We start from the raw sequence: 26,565 nt of genomic DNA on the forward strand, positions 1-26,565 counted from the left end.
ATGCGGCCAACGGACAGGTCCCGCCAGCCATCCACGAGATGCTGACGGTCCGAAAAAACGCCCTATCGAGTGTCTAGAAATACTTGACCACCTCAGGGCACCGAAGGCTCTGCTCCGCGGCGTCTGCGCACCGAAGGCTCTGCTCCGCCACGCCCCCGCCCGCCGCGGCGTGAGCGGGCCTTTTCTTCGGCTGCTTCAGCGGCGATGGGTTCGCGGCAAACTGGCTATCGCCGCTGAAGCGGCTCCCACATGTCCAGCGTCAGCGGCTGCATCCCGTGCTTGATGCGCGCCTTGTCGCACTGCGGGCTCGGCTCGCCGTATTCCCAGGCGGGCTGGAGGTCGTGGCAGGGCGAAGGGCGCACTTCGTAGATGCCGCAGTGGGCGGCCTTACCCACCTCGCCGACCAGCGACTTGCAGCGCGGCTCATAGGTGTTCGTGCCGTGCATGTTCACCCGGTGCGGGTCCAGGTTTTCGGTCAGCGCCGACGGCACGATGCCGCCGGCGAGATCGGTTTCCATCCAGTGGAAGGCCACGCGAAACGTTGCGCAGCACGCGCCACAAAGAAGGCAAGGATGAGTCATACGTTGCTTGTGTCAGATCGAACCGGAGAAAGTGTTGCACTTGCCGATGTCACCGGATTCGAGACCCGTCTTGAACCACTTCACACGCTGCGCCGAGGTGCCATGTGTAAACGAGTCCGGCACCACCCTGCCCTGTGCCTGTTCTTGCAGGGCGTCGTCGCCGATGGCGGTGGCCGCGTTGAGCGCCGATTCGACGTCGCCGGGCTGCAGCCATTGCTGGCGTTGTTGCGAGTGGTTGGCCCAGACACCGGCGAAGCAGTCGGCCTGGAGCTCCTGTCGGACTGAAAGACCCGTCGCACCTTCCAGGCGCGCACCGCGTCGGCGCGCGTCGCCTACCTTGTCGAACACGCCGACGAGGTTCTGCACATGGTGGCCGACCTCGTGGGCGATGACATAGGCGCGAGCGAAATCCCCCGCCGAATGGAAGCGCTCCTGCATGGTCCGGAAGAAGTCGAGGTCCAGATAGACCTTGTGGTCCCCCGGGCAATAGAACGGCCCGACCGCCGACGAGGCCGAGCCACAGGCCGTGCGCACGCCACCGTGGAACAGCACCAGCTTGGGCCGTTCGTAGGTCTGGCCGTTGGCCGCGAAGATCTCGCCCCAGGTGTCTTCGGTCTCACCGAGGATGGCGCGGACGAAGTCCACCTGCGGGTCGTTGGCAGCCGCCTGGTGCGGCGCCGCCTGAGTCTGTTGCTGGGGCGCCGCCCCGGGTTCGCCCTGGCCCAGGAGGGCCGTGGGGTCCTTGTAGAACACCATGCCGAGGATGGCCAGGATGATGATGCCGCCGATGCCCAGGCCGCGTCCTCCGAAGGAAGGCCCCCCGCCTCCGCCACCTTCGCCCGCGTCTTCCACGTTGTCGCTTCTACGGCCTTTTTGCCAGAGCATGGCGCCCTCCTCCCATGGATGCGTCCCCGGAGCGAGACACGGTCGGCATGATCGCATGGACCAGAACCGCTAGACTCGGCGGCTGAATATGCTCCTCGGATAGGCTTCATGACCAGTCAGCTCCCCGCCGTCGTCACCCTGCTCACCCTGCTCCTGATGTTCGCCACCGTCTGGATGGTGGGCCGGGCGCGGAATCGCTACGGGATCAAGGCACCCTCCATCTCCGGCGACCCGGCTTTTGAACGCGCCTGGCGCGTGCAGATGAATACGCTGGAGAACGCGGTGATGTTCATCCCCGCACTGTGGCTGGCCGCCCAGTACGCCGACCCACTGTGGGCCGGGATCGCGGGGCTGATCTGGCTGGTCGGCCGCGTCTGGTATGCCTGGGCCTATGCGCGCGAAGCTTCGCGCCGCGGTCCGGGCTACATGGTCTCGATGATCGCCTGGGCGGCGCTGATGCTGATGGCGGCCGGTGGGATCGGCATGGCCATTATGGAAAACAACGCGGCTCCCGCTGAAGAAGCCGCCGCGGGCTAAGTGCGGAGCCCGTTTTTTGTGGGAGCCGGCTGCGCCGGCGATGGCGTTCCCCGCTAAACCGCTCCGTTGGCTTTTCGCCGCTGAAGCGGCTTCCACAGGTCCTGATCGCCAATGAATCGGCTCCTACAACGACGGTGAGTTAATCCTCGTCGTCCCGGGCCAGTGCCAGCACGCGGACGCGCTGAATGCGCGCGCCTTCCATCGCGGTGACCTCGAATTCGAGGCCGTCGGTCTCGAAGCGGTCACCGGCGCTGGGCAGGCGGCCCAACCGCTGGAGCACGAATCCGGCAAGCGTGGAGAAGTTGCCGTCGCTGGCTCCCGGCAGGCGGTGGCCGAGCAGATGCTCGACACGGCGCACGTCCAGGCTGGCGTCGAGTAGCCAGGCACCATCGGGTTCGCTCACCGCCGAGGGATCACCCTCGCTGGTTTCGTCGGGGAACTCGCCGGCAATCACTTCAAGCACGTCGGCCGGCGTGACCAGGCCAAGGATGCTGCCGTACTCGTCGACCACCAGTGCCACCTGTAGCGGCGCCCGGCGGAACTCGTCGATGAGGCGCAGCACGCTGAGCGATTCGAGCACCGTGATGGGCTTGCGCACCACGCGCTCGGTTTCCAGGCGGCCATGATCGGCGAGGCTGGCGAGCAGGTCGCGCGAAGACACCACGCCCACCAGTTCGTCGAGGTCGCCGTTGGCGACCAGCATCCAGTGATGCGGCGACTCACGTGCTTCGGTCAACAGCGTCGGCAGGTCTTCGCCCGGATCTACCCAGACGATTTCCGTGCGTGGCGTCATGATCGAGCGAACCGGTCGCTGCGAGAGGTCGAGGACGCCCTGCACCATCTCCAGCTCGTCCTTGCCGAATACGGCGGTAACCGTGGTCTCGGTGGTGGGCGCGCTCTTGCCGTTGTCGCCTTCGTCGTCCGGCGCGCCACCCAACAAGCGCAATACGGCCTTCGCCGTCCGGTCGCGCATGATGCGGCCACCAACCAGTAGCGACCGACGGCGATTGCGCCGCATGGTCTGGTTGAACGCCTCGATCATGATCGAGAAACCGATCGCGGCGTACAGGTAGCCCTTGGGAATGTGGAAGCCGAAGCCTTCCGCAATGAGGCTGAAGCCGATCATCAGCAGGAAGGACAGGCAGAGGATGACGATCGTCGGGCGCGCGTTGACGAATACCGTCAACGGCTTGCTCGCCGTGATCATCAGGGCCATGGCTATCACCACGCCGATCATCATGATCGACAGATGGTCGACCATGCCGACGGCAGTGATCACCGAATCGAGCGAGAACACGGCATCGAGGATGACGATCTGCGCCACCACCAGCCAGAAGCTGGCTCGACGCGCTGCCTTGCCGTCGCTGTCGTCGTCGGCCTCGAGGCGCTCGTGCAGCTCCAGGGTGGCCTTGAACAGCAGGAAAGCGCCGCCGATCACCAGGATCAGGTCGCGCCAGGAGAGGCCGAAGCCGTTCCAGCTGAACAAAGGGCGGGTGAGCGTGACCAGCCAGGACATGGCGGCCAGCAGGCACAGACGCATGACCAGCGCGAGGCCAAGACCCATGAGCCGCGCCTGATCGCGCTGGCGGGCGTGAAGCTTGTCGGCGAGGATCGCGACAAAGACAAGGTTGTCGATACCAAGCACGATCTCCAGCACGATCAACGTGAGAAGACCCGCCCAGGCCGAAGGGTCGGCAAGCCAGTCGAAAGCGAACATGGGTCGGCGCGGGAGGCGCCCGGTTTCCTCCGGAAGGGACGCAACACTATACAGGGGGTGCGTGACGGTCTGTGCCAGAAGCGCCGTTGCGATGGCCCTGTCCGTCGGCTACGGTGGTTCATGCCTCACGATCTCTTGCCTGTCTCCCCTCCCCTGGAAACCTCGCCCTCCCCCCCCGAACTGCCGGCGAGAACACCCGGCACGATCGAGACCGTCCTGACCATCCTTGCCTATTTCGCGCTGCAGGCAGGGTTCGGCGGCGCGTTCGGCGGTACTTCGCAACTGATCGCCCGGACGTTTCCGCAGGCGGTCCCGGATCAGCCCGACCGCCTGATCGTCGTAGTGATCCTTACCCTTCTGTGCGCCGCCAGCGTTGTCATAACGTGGGTCGTGCGACGCTGGGCGGCAAAGACGCTCGATAGTGGCGCCGGCGGACTCGGTTTCACCCCACCCTCCGGCCGTTACATCGCGCTCGGCACGGCGCTGGGCATCCTCGCCCCCTTGCTCGGTGGCCTGCTCACCCAGTTCCTCGCCGGCGACCACGACGTCAGCCAGGCGGTGACCGATATCGCCGACCATGCCCATGTCGGCATGCGGGTCGCCCTGCTCCCGATCGTGGTCCTGATCGGCCCCCTGGTCGAGGAATTGCTGTTCCGCGGCGCCCTTCTTTCGGTGCTCCGTACGCGCCTCGGCGACGGCTGGGCCATCGCGGTCTCAGCCATCGTCTTTGGCGCGGTGCACCTGCCCGATCTGGACTGGCTCTGGTACGCGGTGCCCAATCTGGTCCTGATCGGCGTTTTCTGCGCCTGGTTGCGCGTGCGCAGCGGGTCGATCTGGCCGGGCTTTGTCGCTCATGCCGCCAACAACGCGCTGGCGACGGCGGGCTGGTTCATGAGCGCGAGCTAGATGTTCGCGGAATAAGCACTATCTGGCACGGAACGTAGAACTATTTGAATGAGCAGAGACAAGGGCTAGATCTTCGCCCCGAACGGCAACGCATCTAAGTTTGGAGAGGGCGTTCGCGACGTTCCAATAAGCGCTTCAAAACAACCACTTGCTTCCGTCCCGGGGAATGCGCGAATGAGCCGAAGGACCATATCGCTATCACCGCTAAAGATAGTCAGCCATACGCTGAAGAATCCCGTAGCCGTGGCTAACTGCACCACCATCGACCGCATCGCATCACTATCTGGATTTGCTGCGACGTTTGCACGCGCGATGTCGGCTGCTGCCCACGCTTCGGCACGCTGGAGAATACGGTCCAGTGCAATTAAGACGCCTTGGTGGTCGGCTGTATTGACGGCCGCCTTGTCCAAACCGGTCAGGGCCAGCGTCGCATCTACCATCGGCTCAAAACCCGCCGCTTGAGCATGCGCTGATGCGGTAATAGAACCGTCCGCGTGATACGCAAGAGCATGGAACGTGTTATCGCGATCAGGCAAGAAGAGCGCGTTAAGCACGACATCTTTCGTGCCCTTTGTCGAATTGCAGTTTACGCACGCGAGGAGAAAATTCTCCCATGTACCGATCAAATTCGCATACTGCGCTAAACCTTTTGCCTGAATGTGCTCAACAGCAAGCGACGTGGGCATTTTTCGTTCGCAAAAACTACAATATGGTCCCATTCGCGAGACGAGTTCGGCCTTCGCATCGGCGTAATTTCCGTAGTTCCCCGCAAGCGGGGAAGCATCCCTTCGTACCGGCCTCAATTGTTACTCCTTAAGTGTTGCCACTCGCTGCATTTCCAGAAATGCCTGAAAGGCCGGGTTGTCCGCGTAAGGGGAAATTTTCGCTGCTAAGCGCGCGCGAACGTCGACGCTCCTATCGATCGGCTCCCTTCTCGAAGAATCAAGCAGGCTAAGGTATTCCTTCGCGACCTCTTTCATTTCAGCATAGCGCTCACTGACACGCGAGCTTTCAACACCCTGAATTCCCTCGGCAATTTGCTCGATCGACATATTGGACACCTCGGCGGCCGGTACGCCGTCCAACATAATTAGCTCTTCGCCACTTCTTAGAGACTGAATCAAGAAGGGGGAGTGTGTTGTGCAAACAAACTGAATTTTGGGGAATGTCGTCCGCAGATCCTCGATGACGCGTCGTTGCCAGCGCGGATGCAAATGAAGATCCAGTTCGTCGATCAAAACCACGCCTTTCACTTCTGCCAAAACCCTGCCACCTAGATGCGGATTCAGCTTAGCTGCCTTCTGAGCAAGGTCTCCGATCATCGCAAGCATGCAACGCTGCCCGTCGCTAAGATTGGAAAAGGGTTGAATGCCATGCTCGAACTCAACGACGACCTCACCAAGCGACGCATCAAATCGGAGGCTTTGTGCACCTTCGATGCATCGCACAATCGCGTCGATAACCGTGCGGTACGCAAGACTGGAACGACCTCCTTGCTGATACGCAATCCACGACTGCCTCGCAATCCAGCGAGTGAATTGCCCAACTGAGAGCCTGGGATCCACGCTATTCCAATATCCGGCGAGTCTCGATTGCTCATCCTTGCTCGTGACTGCCTCCGGATTCGAAACCTGAAACGATTCCCTTGGTTCTTGCCAAAGCCGCCCGGTTCCGTAATAGGAGATCAGTGGCAATGAGCTGTCCCCGCCGGCGCGGATGGCCTTATCAGCTTCCGCGGCGAGCCGTTTGATCGAAACGGCTTCGCCGTACGTCGTGCGCCCATTAGGGGCGTTCAAAGCGCGCTTCCACGTGATTTTTCGGCTCTGCACCTCTCCTCGAGCAACGATCTGGCAGGGATACATTCGTTCCCAGCGGACCTCCGCGTCCGCAATGGACGACCCCACAAGACCCTCGGTAAAGCGGGCCAATTGGACTTCAGTCGCTCGAATGTGGCGACTGTCCGCGCCACGAACACCCAAGAACCAACTCCCGATCGCAACGGATAGCGCGTCGAGCGCGCTCGTCTTTCCAGTGCCATTGGTGCCGACAATGAGATTGAACTCGGGGTGCAGCGAGAACTCACGCTGCAAAAAACCCTTGAAATTACTTACATTTATGTGATCAATCCGCATCTTTGTCGTTTCTTTTAACAAAATGGGGCATATCCCACCCGATGTTGACAGAATTTTGCTGCGTCGCGAACTGGTGGGCCAGGGCGATCAGACAGCTAAAGCCGCTCGAGCGAGGCAACGTGGCGGGACAGCCGCGGACCGGCATAGCACTGTGACCCCACGGCGAGCAGACCAACCTCGGAGAACGCGTCGCGGTACCAGCCTGCCGGGCGCGACAGGAAGCCCTCGCGGTCGCCGCCGGGATCGTCCTCGCGCGTGTACAGCTCCAGAAAGGCCAGGCCTTCGAGCATCTCGCCGATGCCGGTCAGGCCGGCACGAATCTCCGCCGGCTTGAGGTAATGCAGCACGTCGGTGCAGACGATCAGGTCGAACCGCGTGTCGAAACGCAGCTCGGCGAGCTGGCCGAAACGGGCATAGCCGATATTGCGCGAGCGGCCATAGCGCGCCACCGCGTATTCGCTGGCCTCCAGTCCGCGATACTCGATGCCCGGGCGCATCTTTCGTAACACGGCTCGCCAGGGCGCTTCGCCGCAGCCGATGTCGAGGACGTTGCGCACCGGGTGGCCGAGGTAAAATTCGGCCTGGCCGAGCACCATGGCGACCTTGCGGTTAAGCTCGGCCGGCGAGCCCACGGCGTGGTTCGCGCTGCGGTACCACTTGTCGAAATAGGCCTGGTCGTAGGTCTTGGGCATATGCACGGCCGCCGAAAACGCACATGTTAGCCGGCCCTACACTTCGGGCATACATGCCCGGCCGCAGCATCGGAAGTCATTGCTCCAGGAGAATCCCATGCCCCGCATCCAGCTCCGCATTACCGGCGACCGCGACATCTTCGACGACGTGGTCAACGCCATCCACGGCATCGACCGCGTGGAACGCGTCGAAGAGATCGACGATTTCGGCATGGGCGTGCGCGACGATTCCAGTTCGAGTGAGCTGTCCGACGATGTCGGCTCACGCACGTTCACCGTCGAAGTCGAAGTGCCCAACGACAAGGTCGGCGAGCGCGTGCGTGAAATCGCCGAGGAAACCGCCGGCAACCGTGAAGCCGCCATCGAGTTCATCGGCGACGACGAAATCGAAATGTAGCCGACCCGGCTCCCTGTAGGAGCCGATTCATCGGCGAAAGGGGTGCTCGCGAGGCCCTGGCCCGCTGCCGCGGGATCGCCGCTGAAGCGGCTCCCACATCGCCGATGAATCGGCTCCTGCCAAGCTACGCCCGACAGGTTCTTGCGGTCAGGCTGCAGTAAACCTTCGGCACCGACTCCCGTTTAAGGTGGTACACGCACCGAAACCGGAGGTTCCATGCGAGCGTTGGCCGCTGCCGTCGTGCTTGCCCTCATCGCCCTGCCCGCCGCGGCACGCGACGATGCCCTGTCGAAAGACGATGTAGCCTGGCTTGACCGGGTGACCTTCGGCGTAGACTCCGCAACCCTCGCCAGCTATCGCGATCTTGGTCGGCGGCGCTTTCTCGACCGGCAACTGCATCCGAAAACCGACGGCCTGCCCGCCGATGTGCGCGCCCAGATCGACGGTTTGGATGTGATGAAAACACCTATGGCTACGCTGGTGGCGCAGGTGCGCGACCAGTATCGCGGCATCAACGCGATGCCCGATGGCGATGCAAAGCAGGAAGCGAAGAAGGCCCTGCAGAAGCAGGGCAACCAGTACGCGCAGCAAGCACAGGCGACCGAACTGCTCTACGCCATCTACGACGAAAACCAGTTGCGCGAACAGATGGTCTGGTTCTGGTTGAACCACTTCAGCGTATTCCAGCAGAAGGGTCGCGTGCGCTGGGTCGTCGCCGACTACGCGCAGAACACCATTCGCCCGCATGCGCTGGGCAAGTTCCGCGACCTCGTTCTGGCCACGCTGAAAAGCCCGGCCATGCTCGAATACCTGGACAACGTGCAGAACGCACGCGACAAGATCAATGAGAACTACGCACGCGAGCTGATGGAACTGCACACCCTCGGCGTCGGCAGCGGCTATAGCCAGGACGACGTGCAGAACCTCGCACGAATCCTTACCGGCGTCGGCGTGAACTTCGACGGCCAGCCGCGCAAGCTGCGTCCGGACATGCAGGCGTACTACCTGCAGGAAGGGGTGTTCGAGTTCAATCCGAACCGCCACGATTTCGGCGACAAGCGGCTGCTCGGCAAGCCGATCAAGGGTGGCGGCTTCGACGAAGTGGAGAAGGCTGTCGACCTCATCGTGAGCCAGCCCGCCTGCGCCAGCTTCATATCGACGAAGCTGGCGCAGTACTTCGTCGCCAACGATCCGCCGCCGGAGCTGGTCAAGGCCATGGCGAAGACCTTCCGCCACACCGATGGCGACATCGCCGCGGTGATGGACACGATGCTCACCTCGAAGGAATTCACCGCTTCGCTCGGCAAGCGCTACAAGGATCCCACCCAGTTCCTGGTCTCGACCATGCGCCTGGCGTACGACGGCAAGCCCGTATCCAACCCTCGCCCCCTGGTGAACTGGATCAACCAGCTCGGGCAAGCGCCTTACGGAAGGATCACGCCCGACGGCTGGCCGACGACCGATTCGGAATGGTCCAGCTCCGGCCAGGTGGCCAAGCGTTTCGAGATCGCACGGGCGATCGGCAGCGGCGCCAACCACCTGTTCGACCTTGATGAAGACGGTACGCACGCGCGAGGCGGTTTCCCGCAGCTCACCATGCCGACGTACTACGCCACGATCGATCCTTACCTGGCGCCAAAAACGCGCGATGCGCTCACCCAGGCTACGTCGCAGCAGGAATGGAACACGTTCCTGCTCTCGTCGCCCGACTTCAACTACCGCTGAGGCTTCCCATGGATCGCCGCCAGTTCCTGCTAGCCGCCGCCGCTGCCGTGCCCGCGCTCATGCTGGGCGGCAAGGTGTTCGCCGCGCCGGCATCGTCACCGCGTTTCCTGCTCGTCTTCCTGCGTGGAGGCTACGACGCGAACAACATGCTCGTTCCCTACGCCAGCGACTTCTACTACGAATCGCGGCCCACCATCGCGCTGGCGAAGCCCGACGTGGGCAATCCGAAAGCCGTGCGAGCACTCGACGCGAACTGGGGCCTGACCCCGGCGCTCGCCGCCTCCATGGGCCCGCTATGGGACAAGCGCCAGCTTGCCTTCATTCCGTTCTCGGGCACGGACGATCTCTCGCGCAGCCATTTCGAAACACAGGACAACATCGAGGCCGGCGAAGCCGGCGACGCGCGTAACTATGGCTCGGGCTTCATGGGCCGTCTCTCGGGCGTGCTACGCGGCGCCCCGCCGATCGCTTTTACCGATGCGCTACCGCTGTCGTTCCGCGGTGCGGGCGACATCCCCAACATCTCACTCAAGGGCGGCGGCAAGGCCGTCTTCGACGACCGCCAGTCGAAGATCCTCGCCGGCATGTACGAGGGGACATCGCTGCAGGCTGCCGCCACCGACGGGCTGCAACTGCGCCAGCAGGTCGCGCAGGATCTGCAGACCGAGATGGTCGCGGCCAGCCGTGGCGCGGTGAATGCGCGTGGCTTCGCGCAGCAGGGCGGGCGCATGGCTACCCTCATGCGTGATCGCTTCCGGCTCGGCTTCGTCGACGTGGGCGGCTGGGACACCCACGTGAACCAGGGCGGTGCCGACGGCCAGCTCGCCAACAACCTGGACAACCTCGGGCAGGGCCTGGCCAGCTTCGCCGATGGGCTCGGCGAAGCGGAGTGGAACAACACCGTCGTCGTCGTGGTCTCGGAGTTCGGCCGCACCTTCCGTGAGAACGGTAACAAGGGCACCGACCATGGGCACGGCACCACCTACTGGGTGCTCGGCGGCAAGGTGAACGGTGGCCGTGTCGCGGGCCAGCAAGTCGCAGTGAACGCCGGAAGCCTGCTGCAGAACCGCGACTACCCCGTGCTAAACAATTATCGCGACGTACTCGGTGGTCTCATGCGCCGCACGTACGGCCTCTCCGATGCCGACCTGGCGAAGGTGTTTCCGGGATCGAAGCCGCGCGACCTGCAACTGGTCTAAGGCTGCCAGAGCTGCCCGCCCGGATGGGAAAGCCGGCGGTCGAGGTAATACGCCGCGCTGATGAAGGCCAGGTGGGTAAGGGCCTGTGGAAAGTTGCCGAGCGGTTCGGCACGCAGGCTCAACTCTTCGGAGAACAGTCCGAGGTGGTTTGAGTACAGCACACCGCGCGCCATGATCTCGCGCGCCTCGTGCAGGCGCCCGGCGCGGGCAAGGCACTCCACGTACCAGAACGTACAGGTGGTGAAGGCACCTTCGCCGCCTTCAAGGCCGTCGGCGTTGCGGTAACGGAAGACCAGGCCGTCATCGGTGAGCTGGTCGCGAATCGCTTCCAGCGTGCTCAACCAGACCGGATCGGTCGCGGACACGAAACGCACCAGCGGCATCATCAACAAGGCGGCATCGACGTCCGTGCTGCCTTTACTCTGGACGAAATACCCATGCTCGGGGTGGCGAAAATGCGCCCATATGTCTTCGGCGATTCGGTCGCGGTCGCGAGCCCATTCCACCACGGGCGCGGGAAGCGAGCGCTTGCCGGCAAGACGCACCGCGCGATCCAGTGCCACCCAGCACATCAGGCGCGAATGCAGGAAGTGACGCGGCTCGTCACGAACCTCCCAGATGCCTTCGTCGGGATCGCGCCAGCGATGGCGAACGTGCTCGACCATCCGGCGCACGTGCTCCCAGCCGGCATGACTCATGGCCGTACCGTATTTGTTTGCCAGGTAGAGGCTGTCCATCAGCTCGCCGAAGATGTCGAGCTGTGTCTGCGTGCGTGCGGCGTTGCCGATGCGTACGGGCCGCGAGCCTGCATAGCCGGCGAGGTGTTCGAGCGTGGATTCCTCAGCGACTTCGCTGCCGTCCAGCGCGTACATGATGCGAAGCGCCGAATCCTTGCCGAGCTCCATGATCCGGTCCTCGGACCACTCACGGAAGTGCTCGGCCTCCTCTATGTAACCCAGCCGCATGAACGCATACACGGTGAACGACGCGTCACGGATCCACGTCGCACGGTAATCCCAGTTGCGTTCCGAGCCCGTCGCTTCTGGCAGGCCGAAGGTCGCCGCCGCGGCAATCGATCCGTGACGATGCGAGGTAAGTAGCTTCAACACCAGCGCGGAACGTTCCACGCGCTCGCGCCAGCGACCGCGATAATTCGATCGCCGCGCCCAGCGGCGCCAGGCGGAAGCCGTATGCTCGAGTGCGGCGACACACTCCTTCACGTCGAGCGGATCATGCTCCTCACCGCACAGGACGAACCAGACGGCGTCACCTGGTTCGAGCGTGAACTCAGCGGTAGCCTCGCCTGCGCCGCAGGTCAACGGCACGCTGGCGCCGAGACGCAGCGATGTCGGTCCATCATGGAAGACGACGCTCTCACCATAGTGTTCGGTCTCCGGCAGCTTCCGCGCGTAATCCAGGCGCGGCCGGCAGCGCACCCGTATCGTCACCGTGCCACGAGGGACGCGCAGGCAACGAATGAGACTCATCGGCAGGCGTGTATCGGTCTGCGGATGCGGCATGAAGTCGGTGAGCTCCACGCTGCCCTGTTCTGACATCCAGCGGGTCATGAGGATATTGGTTTCGGGGATGTAGAGCTGGATGGTGCGTGCATTGTCCAGCTCGGGTTCGATGGAGAACTCGCCGCCTTTCTCCGGATCCAGCAGGCCTGCGAATACGGTCGGGCTGTCCATGTGTGGCCAGCACATGAAGTCGATGGTGCCATCGATCGCCACCAGGGCAGCCGTGTCGAGGTTGCCGACGATACCGTGCTCGCCGATGGTCCGGCCCGGAACGGGATTCTCGCGCTGGGACACACCGTTCTCCGACGGCGGGAAGGTGGCGGAGAAATGCCACAACCGGCGTGAAGAAGGTCAGAACTCCAGCCGGTAGGCCACCTTCACCAGGCCTTCCTCGACGTCCTTGAGGCCAAAGCCGCGACGGAACTGCGAGCCCAACGCGTCATCCGTGTCTTGCTCGTAGCCGCCACGGTTGTAGACGATGTAGAGGTTGGACAGCGGCGCGATTTCGTAGCGGTAGCGGATCTGGAACCCGAGATTCGCCACGCCCAGGCCATCCACATGCTCGTCGGTAGGAATGGCACGTCCTTCCGGGTTGATCTCGTAGGCCTGGCGCAGCTTTGCCCCCACGGCCAGGGTCTGCAGCTTCACGCGAAGTTCCTGTTTGTTGCCGAAATTCCAGTTCACGCCACTGTCGATGCCGACGGTCCGGCCATCGAACGAGCCAACCAGGTTCGAGACCTGCGAGCCTCCATCCTGCCAGATCAGCCAGTTCGGATCCCACTCGTAGCTTGCGCCAGCGAAGATGCTGAAGGCGTCGGTGATGAAATAGGTCGGCGTGAATTTGAAGTAGTACGCGAGCCGGTGGTAACCGGTGAGCTGGTTGCCGCCGATGAACCCCTCGTCTTTCCAGCTCCAGTGGCCGATACGCGGACTTTCGCGCTCATAGGTGAGCTTGGCCGTCGGCGGCGTGTGCAACGGGTTGCCGCCGCGGGTGAGCAGGTCATCGTAGGCGGAAGTGAACGCATCGAGCCGCCATTCTTCGTCGCCACCGTCGCGACGCCGGCTGTCACGCTGGATGCGGAAGCGACGGGAAATGCGCCGGCCTTCCGTGTTGTCCTGCGCCGAGATGCGATAGCGCCACAGATGCGAGGCATACGCGGAATCTGCCGGGAGGTCGGTCACGCGCTGGCGCACTTCCCAGTGCAGGTATTCCATGTCATTGCGCGGCAGGTAGCCGAAATCGTCGATGTCCAGGCGATGGCCGAAATACATGCCCAGCCACTGCTGGCTCCATACCGGGTTCATCTCCCAGTACACGATGCTGGTCGCGCCAAGGCCCGACGCATTCGCCTGCGGCTGGTCGATCTTGCTGCCGACCACATTGCTGGTGACGGTGAATGTCTCGCTCGGCTGCCAGCGGTGGTCGAAGCCGAGCACGTTCGCGTCGCGGTCCAGGTACGGATGATTCACTCGCGTGGCAAGCATGCCGAAGGTCTGCGTACCTTCGGTCTGGGTCAGGCGAAGCGCGCCGAAAGAGCGGCCGTCGTCGCCCTTTTCCTGCGCCGTGAGGATGCCGTAGCTGGTATCGCCCACGCTGCCATTGACCTTCACCGCAGCGGAAATATCCGCGTTGCCGTGGCCATCGTCTGACTCGGCACCCACGCGTCGTGTGTAGACCAGCTGCGAGTAATCGTCGAGCAGGCTGAAGTCGAAGATGCCCTGGTTCTCGGTGAAGAACGGGCGCTTGTCGGTGAAGAAGGTTTCTTCCGGCGAGAAGTTCACGACCAGATCGTCGCTCTCCACCTGGCCGAAATCCGGATTGATCGTGGCGGTCAGCTGCGTCTGCCCGTTCGGCTTCCATACGATGTCGGCGCCCTCCTGGAACGAGGCGCCGCCGTGCGCACGGTCGACCCTGCCGACCACGTACGGCGTCACCGCGAACAGCGACTGCGAATACGACGGCAGCGACACCTTCTGGAAGCTGGAAAGAAAGCGGCCCTGGTCGAAGCTGATCGCCGGCCAGGCCATGCGCTCGCCGGTGGCCGCGATGATGCGATCGATATACAGGCCGATGTGGCGGTTATCGCCGTCGGCGTGGCGCATCGGCGCGATGTACCAGGGAATGAGGATCTCCACCGAATAACCTTCGGCGTCCTGGCTGACCGCGTGATCCCAGCGGCCATCCCAGTCGTAACTGAAGTCGGATTCATTGGTGATCACTTCATCCGCCACGCCGCCGAGCGAGCGCACTTCAAAGTCATAGCCCACGCGGCCGTCGCCGTCGAAATCCACCATGACATTGATGCGGTCGACGAGAGCGTCCTCGTCGCGGCGGGTCTGCTGCGTCGTACGAGGTACACCGGCCGGCTGGATGACACGAATGGCTACGGCCAGTCCCTTGGGTGTCGAGAGCACCCAGGCCTCGGTCGGCTGGCTACCGGGCTTGCCGGTCTTGGGCTGCGTGTCGCGGAAGTCGGTGATGTGCTGCGCGCCCATCCATTCCGTCGGGTCGATGTGGCCGTCGATCGTCACTTCGGCATGGGCCGAGACAGCAGCGAGGCAAAGCATGGCGAACAGGGCGAAGCGGCGATGCATGGGTCATCCGGGACGTGGAATCTTGCGGATAGGATGCCGCCCGCCTCGCAAGGGTTTGCCATGACCCTTGGCCCATGCGCTCAGCCGTTCTCCCTGATGAGGTCGATGAGCGCCCGCAAGTTGGCGGGCACATGCCGCCGGCCCGGGTAATACAGGCACAGACGGTCGAACGGCGGCGTCCAGTCCTCCAGCACGCGCTCCAGCGTGCCCGCCGCAAGATCGTCCGACACGCTGAACTCGGTCAGGTAGGTGAGCCCCAACCCTGCCCTCGCGGCCTCCAGCATGAGATCGGGCTGGCCCAGGGTCATCTGCCCCTCCACGTCGACGCTGACCGCCTCACCGTGGCGTTCGAACTCCCAGTGATAGATGTGTCCGGCCGGCATGCGCGCGCGGATACAGCGATGCCGCGCCAGGTCGGCAGGCGTGTGCGGTCGGCCGTGCATCGCGAAGTACGCCGGCGATCCGACCACGGCAAAGCGGATGGGCGGTCCCAGCGGTACGGCGATCATGTCGCCGGGCACGGTGTCGACGGTGCGGAAACCCGCATCGAAACCCTCGCGGACGATGTCGATCATCCGTTCTTCGGTGACCAGGTCGAGGTGGACGTTCGGATAACGCTGCAGATAGGGGATGAGCAAGGGCAGCATCAGCCAGCGCGCAGCGCCGGTGGATGAGTTCAGCCGCAAGGTACCGCTCGGTGTCGCTGCGTCGTCGCCTGCGCGGTCGATCGCGTCGCGAATGCCGGCGAGCGCAGGTGCCAGGTCCGCGACAAAGCGCTCGCCTGCGTCCGTCAGCCGAACGCTGCGCGTGGTGCGATGGAAGAGCCGCGTGCCCAGCCTCGCTTCCAGCGAAGCCACCGACTGACTCAGCGCGGAGGTCGACATTTCCATGTCGGCGGCCGCCGCCCGAAAGCTACCGAGTCGCGCCACGGCCAGTACCGCTTCGAATTCCGTCAGTCCTGAACGTATTGTCCGCTCCCGCTTCATGCCCTATCCAGATTTGTCCGGCTTATCAGGCTAATCCTTTGCGCCCATCCTTTCCATCGAATCCACCCCCCTCTTGGAGCACCTCATGCACACGATCGACCAGATCTACATCGACGGCGCGTTCGTTACCCCGCACGGCGAAGAGCGTTTCGAGCTGTTCAATCCGGCCACCGAAGAGGTCATCGGCATGGTGCGTCTCGCCGATGAGGAAGATACGCGCCGTGCCATCGCCGCGGCGAAGCGGGCGTTCCCGGCGTTCTCCCGGACCACCGTGACTGAGCGCATCGCCCTGCTCCGTCGCATGCATGCGGCCGTCGAGGCGCGCGGCGATGACCTGTTCGCCGCCGTGCTCGAGGAATACGGCGCGCCGGTCAACCGCGGTCGCTGGATGGTCCAGCATGCATCCAGCGTGTTTCTCGACGCGATCGAGACGCTCGAGCACTTCGAGTTCGAACGCCGCAAGGGCACGGCCACCGTGGTCATGCAGGCGGTCGGTGTCGTCGGGCTCATTACGCCGTGGAACAGCAATGCCGGCTTCATTTGCGGCAAGCTCGCCACCGCCATCGCCGCCGGCTGCACCGCCGTGATCAAGCCGAGCGAGATGAGCGCCCTGCAGACACGCGTCGTCACCGAGGCGCTGCATGCGGCCGGTGCACCGGCTGGCGTGTTCAACATCGTGACCGGCCGTGGCGACGTGGTCGGCGCGACCCTCGTCGGTAGCCCGGACATCGCCAAGATCTCGTTTACCGGCTCGACCGTCGTCGGCAAGGGCATCGTCCGCGCTGCGGCCGACACGCTCAAGCGCGTGACGCTGGAACTCGGCGGCAAGTCCCCCGTGGTGATCCTGGACGACGCGGATTTCGACGCCGCCATACCGCTGGTCGTGATGGCCGGCTTCGCGAACAGCGGCCAGGCCTGCATCGCAGGGACGCGCCTGCTGGTACCGCGCGCACGGCTGGCAGACTTCGAATCGCGCATGGCCGCGGCGACAAACACCGTCATCTCGGGCGATCCGTCCGACCACGCCACCGACGTCGGCCCCATGGTCAGCCGCAAGCAGTGGGACCGTGTGCAGGGCTATATCCGCAAGGGTATGGAGGAAGGCGCACGCCTGATCGCCGGCGGCGAAGGCCGTCCGGAAGGCCATTCGCATGGCTGGCTCGTCCGCCCGACCGTGTTCACCGACGTGCGCAACGACATGACGATCGCCCGCGAGGAAATCTTCGGGCCGGTGCTGTCGATCATCGCCTATGACGACGACGAGGACGCGATCGCGATCGCCAACGACACGCCCTATGGCCTGCAGGCTTATGTGCTGTCCGCGGATGCGGCGCGTGCTCGCCGCGTGGCCTCGCGCATCGATGCCGGACGAGTGCTGGTCAACACGATTGCGCACGAGCCGAAGGCGCCGTTCGGCGGCTTCAAGCAGTCCGGGCTGGGCCGTGAGTACGGCAGCTTTGGCCTGGAGGCTTACCTCGAGCCGAAGGCCTTGCTCGGCGTGAATGCCTGACCGAGGGTCAGTGCGACTTGGCGATATCCACCGCGGTCAGCGTCAACGTTGCGCGGTGGACGAAGTCGAGTTTTTCGTAGAGACGCGTGGCGCCTTCGTTGCCGGCGGACACGTGCAGGAAGGAAACCAGTCCCTGGGCGCGATGCCGGTTTACTAATGCCACCAGGAGTGCGCGCGCGAGACCGCGCCCCGCGAACTCGGGATGCGTGCAGACGGCGCTGATCTCGCGGGCACCTGGCACGGCCATCCGCTCGCCGGCCATCGCGATAAGCCGGCTTTCCTGCAACACGCCGACATAGGTACCCAATGCCGCCGTGTGCTCGCGGAAGAATTCCGGGTAGACCAACGAAGTGAGGGCCCGCATGCGTTCCCGGTGCTCGTTGCCAAGCACGGAGACAGTCTCTTCCGTATCCAGGTCAGGAGCATTCAGGGGGCGCACAAGCTGCAAGGTATCGGGCACGGCGTGACCGGCATCGATGGGAGCAGGTATCCAGCGCTCAGGCAGCACGTCGGGCGCCACGCCCAGGAAGTAACGCCGCCCCACCAGCCGCGGGTCGTCGATCACGTGGGCAGCCGGGCTCGCCACCGCCACGAAGGGTGCATAGGCGTCGCCATACCAGAGCGCATCGCCTGATCGCCGGGCCAGCGCCGCGTGCTCGCCGGTAAGCGAGTACCACAGCGGGTTATCGAGTACGGAGGGATCCATGCCTGCCTTCCGATGACGAATGACACATCATGGGGGTCAACCCGCGCGCATCACAACTGGCTCTGCTACTTTTCGTCCGTTAGCACTCATTCCGGGGATCCCATGCTCGCTCGTACCTGCCTTGTTCTCGCCCTTGCCCTCGCCCTGCCCGCCGTTGCCGAGGAGGCGAAGAAGGCGCATACGCCCACGGCCAAGGAGTTGCTGGCCAAGTCGACCGCCGCCGAATGGCGCACCCCGGATCCGCAGAACCTCGTCTACATGGACCTGCCGCAGGGCCAGGTCATCATCGAGCTCGCCCAGGACTGGTCGCCGGAGCATACGGCCAACATCCGTACCCTTATTCGCGAGCACTACTTCGACGGCACCCAGGTCATCCGCGTCCAGGACAACTTCGTCACCCAGTGGGGCGACCCGGACGGCGACGACAAGAAGAAGGCCAAAAGCCTGGGCAGCGCCAAGGAAACGCTCACGCCGGAGTTCACGCGCAAGCTGGGCGGCAAAGCCATTCCCTTTACCAAGCTACCCGATGGTGACGTCTATGCGCCGGAGGTCGGCTTCTCCGACGGCTTCCCCGTGGCCCGTGACGCCAAGGCCGGTGAAGCCTGGATTACCCATTGCTACGGCACCGTGGGTGTTGCCCGCGACGTCGGCGCGGAAACCGGTAACGGCAGCTCGCTCTACGCCATCATCGGCCAGGCCCCGCGAAACCTCGACCGCAACCTCGCCGTGGCCGGCAAGGTCATCAAGGGCATGGAATTTCTCGCCGCCTACCCGCGTGGTGGTGAGCCGATGGGCTTCTACGACAAGCCCGCGCAGCGCGTGACGATCAAGAGCGTGCGCCTCGCCGCGGATGTTCCCGAAGCGCAGCGCACGCCGATCCAGGTTCTGCGCACCGACAGCAAGACGTTTGCCGCGGTGATCGAGGCCAAGCGCAACCGGAAGGACGATTTCTATACGCGCCCGGCCGGGAAGATCGATCTTTGCAATATCAGCGTGCCGGTGCGCGATCCGTCGAAGCCTGTTGCACCCTGACCGGAAAGCATCGCCGCTGAAGCGGCTCCCACAGGTCTATTGTGGGAGCCGATTCATCGGCGATCCCGCCTAAGCAGGCCAGATATCAATCGCCGTCCGAACCCGCTGCCTTCTGCCCCACGATCTCCTCACGCAGCTCACGAAGCTTCACCTTCAGCTTCGCCTCGTTCTCCGGCCCCACGCGAATCATGAACTTCTGGCCGACGGACAACTGCTCAAGCGCCTCGTTGGCATAGACATAACCCACCTTCTCCGGAAGCAGCTGCTGGTTGCCCTTCGGTTCCGGCGCGGCAATCAGGTGGTCGATCACCTCGATGAGGCGATCGTTGAAATAGCCGTTTGTACCGAGATCACGATACGCCTGCTGGAACAACGGATAGTTGCGCCTGTACCAGGCAGCCGCCGCCTTGGTATTCATGCGATCGGCCACGTACATATAGGTGGCGTAGCGATCAATGTTCTTCTTTGACGCAATGAAATTGCCGTCGTCGGAAACCACCTGGAAACGACCCGTCGGCGTGCGCAACGGCACGACGTTCATGCCGACACTCTGCTTCGGCAGCGCGTCGATCGTCGACACCATGCGCGAGACGATGGCCTCGGGGCGCAGCAACGACTTCAGTGCACCGTCGCTGGTCAGGGCCATCAATCCGGCCAGAACATCGTCGTCGCTCTGGTCCAGTGGCGGCAGCCCCGCGGTCGATCCGCCGGCAGGGCCGATCGGATGCTGCACGAGCGGCGCATCGTGCACGGTGGTCGACGTCGCGGAGGCGACCGGACCGTTCGAGAAGGCCGGTGCACTGACCGCATCGCGCGCCTGCTTTTCCCGGTAAATGAAGATGCCGACCACGACCAGAATCGCCACGATCAGTAAACCCGCGACCCATTTTGAACCCGATGAATGACTGCTCACCACACCTGCTCCTGCCAAAACCTAGCCCCATGGGACTACGAATGGCGGGTTTGGTTCAAGGATTGTGGGGAAACTGATCCGCGTCGATCACGTAATCACGGAAGCGATGCCCGCCGGCGAAACCGAGGTCGAAACCGTAAACCATGCGTACTGCGAGGTTTGTATCCACATGGCAGTGGAACCGCAAGACGAGGCCTTGAGCCACTTTCCGCGCGATATTCTCATCATCAAGGCCAGTACCACGTAACGACACGGTGACACTTGTGCAGGTGCGAGGCGAGCCTTCGACAGGTGTCCAGCGAATCCACGCGGCGCGCACCAAGGGCGGCCCCAGCGACGGCAACAGCGTCGCCTGAGACCAGGCGCTCGGCGCAAAAGCAAAGTAGACCGGATATCCCGCCATGCTGATGGGCACACCGATTACGACGAAGATTGCTGCGATACCGAGGTGCGCTCGCCACAGAGTCAATCCGCTCATCGCCTGGCGCGACGCGCGGCCTCGCACGACGAACGCGCCCGACGCCAGATCATGAAGACCCTGGCGGGTCGAGCGATTGAAAGCGACCATGTAGAGCGATGCTATCGCCAGGCCGCCCATCAGGCCGCTGGCTGCACGCTCGCCATAGGAAGCATCGCTCATTACGAGGATGGTACCGCTGAACATGATTGGCGCCGCCAGCACGACGGCGCGAAGAAACGATTTGGGCAGCGACACCACACGGCCTGCCGTGTCCACCACGCGAAGCCCGAGCGCTCGCTTTCCCGGCGTGGATGCGCCGAAGCGCCCGCTGTCGAGCAAGCCAAAATAGAGCGTGGCGGCCACGAAACCGACCAGACGATCCCAACCACCCAGCCACGCCAGCTGGTCGAACAGGAGCTGGCCAAGGACGTAGCCACCTAGTGCCAGGATCACCCAGTCCACGGCGAAAGCGCCGATCCTTCGCCAGAATCCTGCCAGCGACACCCGTGGTGTCGGTGCCGTTGAAACGTCTTCCATGATGCCTCCGTCTATCCCCCCATGATGCACCGGGCTGGTCGCTTGCGGGAAGAGCCACTCGGCACCTAGGCTGGTCACGCCGGACATCCCCCTTGGTCTGGCACCAGGGCACCACCCCATCGATAACGTCTGTAGGAGGCACCATGGCTTTCTCTGCACGGCAAGACGCTGCCCCGATCTCGGGCATTAATGTCACCCCGCTCGTCGACGTCCTGCTGGTCCTGCTGATCATTTTCATGATCTCGGCACCGGTCGTTGCCCATAAAGCTCGCGTGGACCTGCCTTCGCCAGGCACGCAACCATCCACGGCAATGCTGGAACCCATCGACATCACCATCGAAGCGGGCAGCATGACGTTCTGGAACCACGTACTGGTGACGGACGCCGCGCTCGCGACGCAGATGCAGATTCTCGGCTCGCGCGAAGGCGACAAGCCGGCGATCCACATCAGCGCGTCGGACAACGCTGCGTACGAGGATGTGGCGAAGGTACTCGCCGAGGCGAAGGTCAACGGGCTGTCGAAGATCGACTTCGTTAACCACTGAGTCACGCGATGCCGGGCGGGGCAACCCCGCCCGACTCAAGGCGCCGCGGCGAGTTTCGCAGCCATGGCCGCGTCAACGAGGCAGGTCGGCGATATCGACATCCTATCGATGTGCACGATGCCTTCCGGGTCAGGCGCGTGGTACCAGAGCGGGCCGGCGACACATGGGGGCCGCGTCGACACCTCACCCATGACAGCGCGCCATGTGCGCAATGCCATCAGCGCCGTCATCGTGTGCCCGGGATGCTCGCCGTCCGCGTGTGTCCACGCGGCTTCCGGATACATCTCCACCAGCCGTCTACGCGTCTCGCTGAGTTCGATCAACGGTATGCCTGCCAATGAGGCAATGCGATGCTCTCCCCTTACCTCGCTTTCGCTGACCTCACGGTTCGCGCGCTGCCAGGTCCCAAGGTAGTAGACGTGGGCTCCCGCGGCACGTGCCGCACGAGCGAGAGCGACCGTCGCCTGGTCCGTGCGTGCGAATGCCGCCAGATGCTTTTCGCAACCTGGAGCGCACATGGCGTTGCCGCCGCGCTCCTGAAGGATTACGTCGGTGTAGCCGCCTGTGGCCAGCGCACGCGCCACTACCGGGTCATGCTCGTAGTCTTCGAGCGCTGCGCCGGCGCGCGCGATCATGTCAACGCTGAGGTGCATGTCCGCGGGTGCGAGGGACGCGAAGGCGGATGGCAGGTTGTTGACGTAGGTGAGGCTGTTGCCGATGAAGAGGATGTGGCGTGGGTGCTCTTCATTGTGGCGCTGCGGCGGAGTTTGGGCTTGCGCGGTTATCGATGTGATGCAGAGCGCCAGGGCGAGAATCGTGGCCCTGGCGCGAGCACCCTTCGCCGCTGAAGCGGCTCCCACAGAAGCGAGTTGCGCAGCAAGTCGCGCAGCGAGCCGCGCGGAAAGGCCAGCCACTGGTTACATATTGCGGCGGTATTCGCCGCCGACGTCGTAGAGGGCGTGGCTGATCTGGCCGAGGGAGTTGTTCTTCACCGCGTCCATGAGCTGTTCGAACACGTTGCGACGATCGCGCGCGGTCTTCTGCAGGGTGCGCAGGCTTTCCGGGGCGAGGCTGTTGCGGGCGCGCCCGTAGAGCAGCACGTTGTCGATCTGCTGGCCCTTCTCTTCTTCCGTGGAACGGATGAGTTCGATCTCGGTGGAGATCTCGCCGCCGTGGTCCTTGGGCAGGAAGGTGTTGACGCCGATGAGTGGAAGCGAGCCGTCGTGCTTCTTGTGCTCGTAGTACATCGACTCTTCCTGGATCTTGCCGCGCTGGTACATGGTGTCCATGGCACCGAGCACGCCGCCACGCTCACTGATGGCCTCGAACTCCTTGTAGACGGCTTCCTCGACCAGGTCGGTCAGCTCGTCGACCACATAGCTGCCCTGCCAGGGGTTCTCGTTGAAGTTGAGGCCGAGCTCACGGTTGATGATGAGCTGGATGGCGACCGCACGGCGCACGCTTTCTTCCGTCGGCGTGGTGATCGCCTCGTCGTACGCGTTGGTGTGCAGGCTGTTGCAGTTGTCGAACAAGGCGTACAGCGCCTGCAGCGTGGTACGGATGTCGTTGAACTGGATTTCCTGGGCGTGCAGCGAGCGCCCGGAGGTCTGGATGTGGTACTTCAGCATCTGGCTGCGTGCGCTGGCACCGTAGCGCTCGCGCATGGCGCGGGCCCAGATGCGACGTGCCACGCGGCCGATCACCGTGTACTCCGGATCCATGCCGTTGGAGAAGAAGAACGACAGGTTCGCCGCGAAGTCGTCGACCTTCATGCCGCGAGCCAGGTAGTACTCGACGATGGTGAAACCGTTTGACAGCGTGAAAGCCAGCTGGCTGATCGGGTTCGCACCGGCCTCGGCAATGTGATACCCGGAGATCGACACCGAGTAGAAGTTGCGCACCTTGTGATCGACGAAGTACTGCTGGATATCGCCCATCATGCGCAGGGCGAACTCCGTGCTGAAGATGCAGGTGTTCTGCGCCTGGTCTTCCTTGAGGATGTCCGCCTGCACCGTGCCGCGCACATTGGCCAGGGTGAATGTCTTGATCCGCACGTAGGTTTCCGCGTCGACCACTTCCTCGCCCGATACGCCGAGCAGACCCAGGCCGAGGCCGTTGTTGCCCTCGGGCAAGCCGCCGGTGTACGTCGGGCGGTTGCCGTCGGCGTACAGCTGCGCGATGCGCGCCTTGGCGGCATCCCAACGGGAGGGCTCTTCGTTGAGGTACTTCTCGACGTTCTGGTCGATCGCCGTATTCATGAACATGGCGAGGATGATCGGCGCCGGGCCGTTGATCGTCATCGAGACCGACGTGGACGGTGCCGACAGGTCGAAGCCCGAGTACAGCTTCTTCATGTCGTCGAGCGTAGCGATGGAAACACCGGAGTTGCCGATCTTGCCGTAGATATCCGGGCGCGGTGCCGGGTCTTCGCCGTAGAGCGTGACCGAGTCGAACGCCGTCGAGAGGCGCGCAGCGGCGCCACCCAGCGAGAGGTAATGGAAACGACGATTGGTGCGTTCCGGGGTGCCCTCGCCCGCGAACATGCGGGTCGGATCCTCACCGGCGCGGCGATACGGGAACACGCCGCCGGTGTACGGGTAGTAGCCCGGCAGGTTCTCGCGCATGAGGAAGGAGAGCAGCTCGCCCCAGTCCTTCGTCTTCGGCGGCGATACCTTGGGAATCTTCTGGTGGCTCAGCGAGGTGCGATAGTTCTCGACGCGGATGACCTTGTCGCGCACCTGGTACTCGGTGAACTCGTCGGTGACCGAGGCAAAGCGCGACGGCCACTCGCGCAGCAGCGCGATGGCTTCGCTGGTCAGCTCGCGCACGGCCTCGTTGTAGCGCTGACGAAGCGTAGAGAGCGAACGGTCGCCCTCGACACTCAGTGCGTCGTGGTCGTAGAGATCGAACGCGCGCGGCAGGCTGTCGTCGCCGATATCCTTGAGCGATTCAAAATAGTGCTGGGCCTTGCTCGCCGCTTCCGCCTGCTTCGCGATACCGCTGTTGACGCCACGGCCCTGCTCGGCAATCTCGGCGAGGTAACGCACGCGGTTACCGGGAATCAACACGGTGGCGCGCGGCTCGCGCAGCGTCGTGTCGATATCCGGCGTCCACGCCGCTTCGGGCAGCGAGAGCTTGCCGCGCATCAGCCGGCAGAGATTGGCGAACATCCAGGTGACGCCCGGATCGTTGAACTGGCTGGCGATGGTCGGGTAGACCGGCACGTTCTCGTCGGCCAGCTGGAACGCGACACGGTTGCGCTTCCATTGCTTGCGTACGTCGCGCAGCGCGTCTTCGGCACCACGCTTGTCGAACTTGTTGAGCACGACGAGTTCGGCGAAGTCGAGCATGTCGATCTTCTCGAGCTGGCTGGCCGCGCCGTATTCGCTGGTCATCACATAAACCGGGAAATCGACGAGGTCGACGATTTCCGAATCGCTCTGGCCGATACCGGCGGTCTCGACGATCACCAGGTCGTACGCCTGCGACTTCAGGAAGTCGATGCAGTCGTGCAGCACGATGGACGTGGCCGCATGCTGACGACGCGTCGCCATGGAACGCATGTAGACGCGCGGGCTGCGCAGCGAGTTCATGCGGATGCGGTCGCCCAACAGGGCGCCGCCGCTACGGCGGCGCGTCGGATCCACCGCGAGCACGGCGATGCGAATTTCCGGGAAGGCATGCAGGAAGCGCAGAAGCAGTTCATCGACCACGCTGGACTTACCGGCGCCGCCGGTGCCGGTCAGGCCGAGGACGGGCGTCTTGTTGCCGGCGAGCTGCCATTCCTTGCGCAGGCGGGCGAGCTCGGGTTCGGGCAGCAGGTCTTCCTCGATCGCCGAGAGCATGGCGCCGATGGAGATCTCGTCTTCCACCGAGGCCGTCACCGGGGCCGCTTCCACGCGCTGGCTGGCGGCGGCGCGCGTACGCGACATCACATCCTCGATCATCTCGGTGAGGCCGAGCTTCATGCCGTCGTTCGGGTGGTAAATGCGCTCCACGCCATACGCCTGCAACTCACGGATTTCCTCGGGCGTGATCGTGCCGCCGCCGCCGCCGAACACGCGGATATGGCCCGCACCGCGCTCACGCAGCATGTCGACCATGTACTTGAAGTACTCCACGTGGCCGCCCTGGTAGGACGACAACGCGATGGCATCGGCATCTTCCTGGAGCGCGGCGCGCACCACGTCTTCCACCGAGCGGTTATGCCCCAGGTGGATCACCTCGGCGCCCTGGCTCTGGATGATGCGACGCATGATGTTGATCGCCGCGTCGTGGCCGTCGAACAGGCTCGCCGCCGTGACGAAGCGCAACGGCGTCGCCTCCGCGTCGGTGTGGCTGGCGGGGATGTGCTTGGGCTGCGAGCTCATGGAAACTCCGGGGAAAGACTGACTGCGGTCGGGAACCTGTCAATTCTACCGCCGGGGGCGGTGCGGGCCCTGCTGCAGTGCAGCGAACCCGCCCGGTCGCCAGTTCACCCCAGTCCGGCGGAATAGGTGCTCGCACGGTGGGTGGTTATGCCTGCCCGCTGCTCATGGCCCAGCGGAAGCTCAGGGTTCACGATGAACACCTGCGGCCTTGTATCGGGACCGGTGAGCTGCATCAGCACCCGCTCGCCGAGACTTCCCTCGTGATGCCGGATTTCGTTGGCCAGCGTGGCGGACATGGGCGGCTCAGCCGCTTGCTCGGGGTCGTCCCAGAGATCGCCGACGCGGTGGAAATGGTCCTCGCTGACCTCGACCCACACGCCGATGTGATAGTCGTCCTTCCGACCCTGCACGGGCAGCGGGAGCGTCGCCCGCAGGAAGAATCGTTCGTCTTCGATCACGCAGGCATCGTCGCTCTCGTAGACATCGAGCGAGCGCTCGTCGTTGGCCATGTCGAAAATGGCATCGGGCCGGCCGTAGCTGAGTTCCAGCTCGTCTTCCTCGTGCGTCGCTCCACAGATCGCGCAGGTAGCTGTCATGGGACCGCTCCGTGAGGTAGACGC

General features: G+C 63.8%; 23 protein-coding genes. 8 read left to right on the forward strand and 15 right to left on the reverse strand.

Annotation, left to right across the window (positions count from 1 at the left end):
- Nucleotides 1–224: 224 nt before the first annotated feature.
- Together C8J98_RS21205 and C8J98_RS21210 are read right to left on the reverse strand one after the other, a co-directional pair.
- Nucleotides 225–581: a YkgJ family cysteine cluster protein gene (locus tag C8J98_RS21205; RefSeq protein WP_107915837.1), complete on the reverse strand. Its 357-nt coding sequence runs from the start codon at nt 579–581 to the stop codon at nt 225–227.
- A gap of 12 nt (nt 582–593) precedes the next feature.
- Nucleotides 594–1,466 carry a neutral zinc metallopeptidase gene (locus tag C8J98_RS21210; RefSeq protein ID WP_107915839.1) on the reverse strand — a complete coding sequence of 291 codons (873 nt, stop codon included), beginning with the start codon at nt 1,464–1,466 and terminating at the stop codon, nt 594–596.
- 108 nt (nt 1,467–1,574) lie between these two features.
- Between C8J98_RS21210 and C8J98_RS21215 the strand changes: the two genes are divergently transcribed.
- Nucleotides 1,575–2,003, forward strand: coding sequence for an MAPEG family protein (locus C8J98_RS21215; RefSeq protein ID WP_107915841.1), 429 nt, complete (start codon nt 1,575–1,577; stop codon nt 2,001–2,003).
- A gap of 139 nt (nt 2,004–2,142) precedes the next feature.
- Here C8J98_RS21215 and C8J98_RS21220 read toward each other — a convergent pair whose 3' ends face one another.
- Complete coding sequence (locus C8J98_RS21220; protein WP_107915843.1) at nt 2,143–3,720, reverse strand: TerC family protein; 1,578 nt, start codon at nt 3,718–3,720, stop codon at nt 2,143–2,145.
- A 120-nt stretch (nt 3,721–3,840) separates the two neighbouring features.
- Between C8J98_RS21220 and C8J98_RS21225 the strand changes: the two genes are divergently transcribed.
- A complete protein-coding gene (locus C8J98_RS21225) occupies nt 3,841–4,626 on the forward strand; it encodes a CPBP family intramembrane glutamic endopeptidase (RefSeq protein WP_107915845.1) in 786 nt (261 codons plus the stop codon).
- Nucleotides 4,627–4,691: 65 nt separating this feature from the next.
- Here C8J98_RS21225 and C8J98_RS21230 read toward each other — a convergent pair whose 3' ends face one another.
- The 3 genes from C8J98_RS21230 to C8J98_RS21240 all read right to left on the reverse strand — a co-directional run bounded on the left by C8J98_RS21230 (nt 4,692) and on the right by C8J98_RS21240 (nt 7,450).
- A complete protein-coding gene (locus C8J98_RS21230; protein ID WP_255417759.1) occupies nt 4,692–5,345 on the reverse strand; it encodes an HNH endonuclease in 654 nt (217 codons plus the stop codon).
- Nucleotides 5,346–5,432: 87 nt separating this feature from the next.
- A complete protein-coding gene (locus C8J98_RS21235; RefSeq protein WP_107915849.1) occupies nt 5,433–6,758 on the reverse strand; it encodes an AAA family ATPase in 1,326 nt (441 codons plus the stop codon).
- A gap of 95 nt (nt 6,759–6,853) precedes the next feature.
- The gene (locus C8J98_RS21240; RefSeq protein ID WP_107915851.1) at nt 6,854–7,450 is read right to left on the reverse strand and encodes a class I SAM-dependent methyltransferase; all 597 of its coding nucleotides are present in this window, start codon (nt 7,448–7,450) and stop codon (nt 6,854–6,856) included.
- Between the two features lie 97 nt (nt 7,451–7,547).
- On the opposite strand from C8J98_RS21240, the gene C8J98_RS21245 reads away from it, so the two are divergent.
- The 3 genes from C8J98_RS21245 to C8J98_RS21255 all read left to right on the forward strand — a co-directional run bounded on the left by C8J98_RS21245 (nt 7,548) and on the right by C8J98_RS21255 (nt 10,771).
- Nucleotides 7,548–7,847 (forward strand): hypothetical protein, encoded by a 300-nt coding sequence (locus C8J98_RS21245; protein WP_199229983.1) that lies wholly within the window; start codon nt 7,548–7,550, stop codon nt 7,845–7,847.
- A 216-nt stretch (nt 7,848–8,063) separates the two neighbouring features.
- Nucleotides 8,064–9,572 carry a DUF1800 domain-containing protein gene (locus C8J98_RS21250; protein ID WP_107915853.1) on the forward strand — a complete coding sequence of 503 codons (1,509 nt, stop codon included), beginning with the start codon at nt 8,064–8,066 and terminating at the stop codon, nt 9,570–9,572.
- Nucleotides 9,573–9,580: 8 nt separating this feature from the next.
- Entirely contained in the window at nt 9,581–10,771 is a 1,191-nt protein-coding gene (locus C8J98_RS21255) for a DUF1501 domain-containing protein (RefSeq protein WP_107915855.1), read from the forward strand.
- Here the strand turns inward: C8J98_RS21255 and C8J98_RS21260 are convergent.
- The 3 genes from C8J98_RS21260 to C8J98_RS21270 all read right to left on the reverse strand — a co-directional run bounded on the left by C8J98_RS21260 (nt 10,768) and on the right by C8J98_RS21270 (nt 15,872).
- Nucleotides 10,768–12,585 carry a glycoside hydrolase family 15 protein gene (locus tag C8J98_RS21260; RefSeq protein WP_199229984.1) on the reverse strand — a complete coding sequence of 606 codons (1,818 nt, stop codon included), beginning with the start codon at nt 12,583–12,585 and terminating at the stop codon, nt 10,768–10,770. The two genes, C8J98_RS21255 and C8J98_RS21260, sit on opposite strands and share 4 nt — an antisense overlap.
- Before the next feature lie 57 nt (nt 12,586–12,642).
- Entirely contained in the window at nt 12,643–14,886 is a 2,244-nt protein-coding gene (locus C8J98_RS21265) for a DUF5916 domain-containing protein (protein WP_233260330.1), read from the reverse strand.
- Nucleotides 14,887–14,966: 80 nt separating this feature from the next.
- Nucleotides 14,967–15,872, reverse strand: coding sequence for a LysR family transcriptional regulator (locus C8J98_RS21270; RefSeq protein ID WP_107915859.1), 906 nt, complete (start codon nt 15,870–15,872; stop codon nt 14,967–14,969).
- A gap of 85 nt (nt 15,873–15,957) precedes the next feature.
- On the opposite strand from C8J98_RS21270, the gene C8J98_RS21275 reads away from it, so the two are divergent.
- Nucleotides 15,958–17,382 (forward strand): aldehyde dehydrogenase family protein, encoded by a 1,425-nt coding sequence (locus C8J98_RS21275; RefSeq protein ID WP_107915861.1) that lies wholly within the window; start codon nt 15,958–15,960, stop codon nt 17,380–17,382.
- Nucleotides 17,383–17,389: 7 nt separating this feature from the next.
- Here the strand turns inward: C8J98_RS21275 and C8J98_RS21280 are convergent, their stop codons facing one another.
- Nucleotides 17,390–18,088: a GNAT family N-acetyltransferase gene (locus C8J98_RS21280; RefSeq protein WP_107915863.1), complete on the reverse strand. Its 699-nt coding sequence runs from the start codon at nt 18,086–18,088 to the stop codon at nt 17,390–17,392.
- A gap of 102 nt (nt 18,089–18,190) precedes the next feature.
- On the opposite strand from C8J98_RS21280, the gene C8J98_RS21285 reads away from it, so the two are divergent.
- Nucleotides 18,191–19,120 carry a peptidylprolyl isomerase gene (locus tag C8J98_RS21285; RefSeq protein WP_107915865.1) on the forward strand — a complete coding sequence of 310 codons (930 nt, stop codon included), beginning with the start codon at nt 18,191–18,193 and terminating at the stop codon, nt 19,118–19,120.
- 85 nt (nt 19,121–19,205) lie between these two features.
- Here the strand turns inward: C8J98_RS21285 and C8J98_RS21290 are convergent, their stop codons facing one another.
- Complete coding sequence (locus C8J98_RS21290; protein WP_146171694.1) at nt 19,206–20,033, reverse strand: DUF3014 domain-containing protein; 828 nt, start codon at nt 20,031–20,033, stop codon at nt 19,206–19,208.
- A 55-nt stretch (nt 20,034–20,088) separates the two neighbouring features.
- Nucleotides 20,089–21,117 (reverse strand): RDD family protein, encoded by a 1,029-nt coding sequence (locus C8J98_RS21295; protein WP_158272772.1) that lies wholly within the window; start codon nt 21,115–21,117, stop codon nt 20,089–20,091.
- 56 nt (nt 21,118–21,173) lie between these two features.
- On the opposite strand from C8J98_RS21295, the gene C8J98_RS21300 reads away from it, so the two are divergent.
- The gene (locus C8J98_RS21300; RefSeq protein ID WP_107915871.1) at nt 21,174–21,575 is read left to right on the forward strand and encodes a biopolymer transporter ExbD; all 402 of its coding nucleotides are present in this window, start codon (nt 21,174–21,176) and stop codon (nt 21,573–21,575) included.
- Nucleotides 21,576–21,610: 35 nt separating this feature from the next.
- On the opposite strand, the gene C8J98_RS21305 is transcribed toward C8J98_RS21300, so the two are convergent.
- From C8J98_RS21305 to C8J98_RS21315, 3 genes are all read right to left on the reverse strand, one after another.
- Nucleotides 21,611–22,435, reverse strand: coding sequence for a hypothetical protein (locus tag C8J98_RS21305; protein ID WP_107915873.1), 825 nt, complete (start codon nt 22,433–22,435; stop codon nt 21,611–21,613).
- 57 nt (nt 22,436–22,492) lie between these two features.
- Entirely contained in the window at nt 22,493–25,945 is a 3,453-nt protein-coding gene (locus tag C8J98_RS21310; RefSeq protein ID WP_107915875.1) for a methylmalonyl-CoA mutase family protein, read from the reverse strand.
- 104 nt (nt 25,946–26,049) lie between these two features.
- A complete protein-coding gene (locus C8J98_RS21315; RefSeq protein ID WP_107915877.1) occupies nt 26,050–26,541 on the reverse strand; it encodes a DUF2199 domain-containing protein in 492 nt (163 codons plus the stop codon).
- Nucleotides 26,542–26,565 lie beyond the last annotated feature (24 nt).

The organism is Luteibacter sp. OK325 (assembly GCF_003050935.1).
In the GTDB taxonomy this organism is placed as follows: domain Bacteria; phylum Pseudomonadota; class Gammaproteobacteria; order Xanthomonadales; family Rhodanobacteraceae; genus Luteibacter.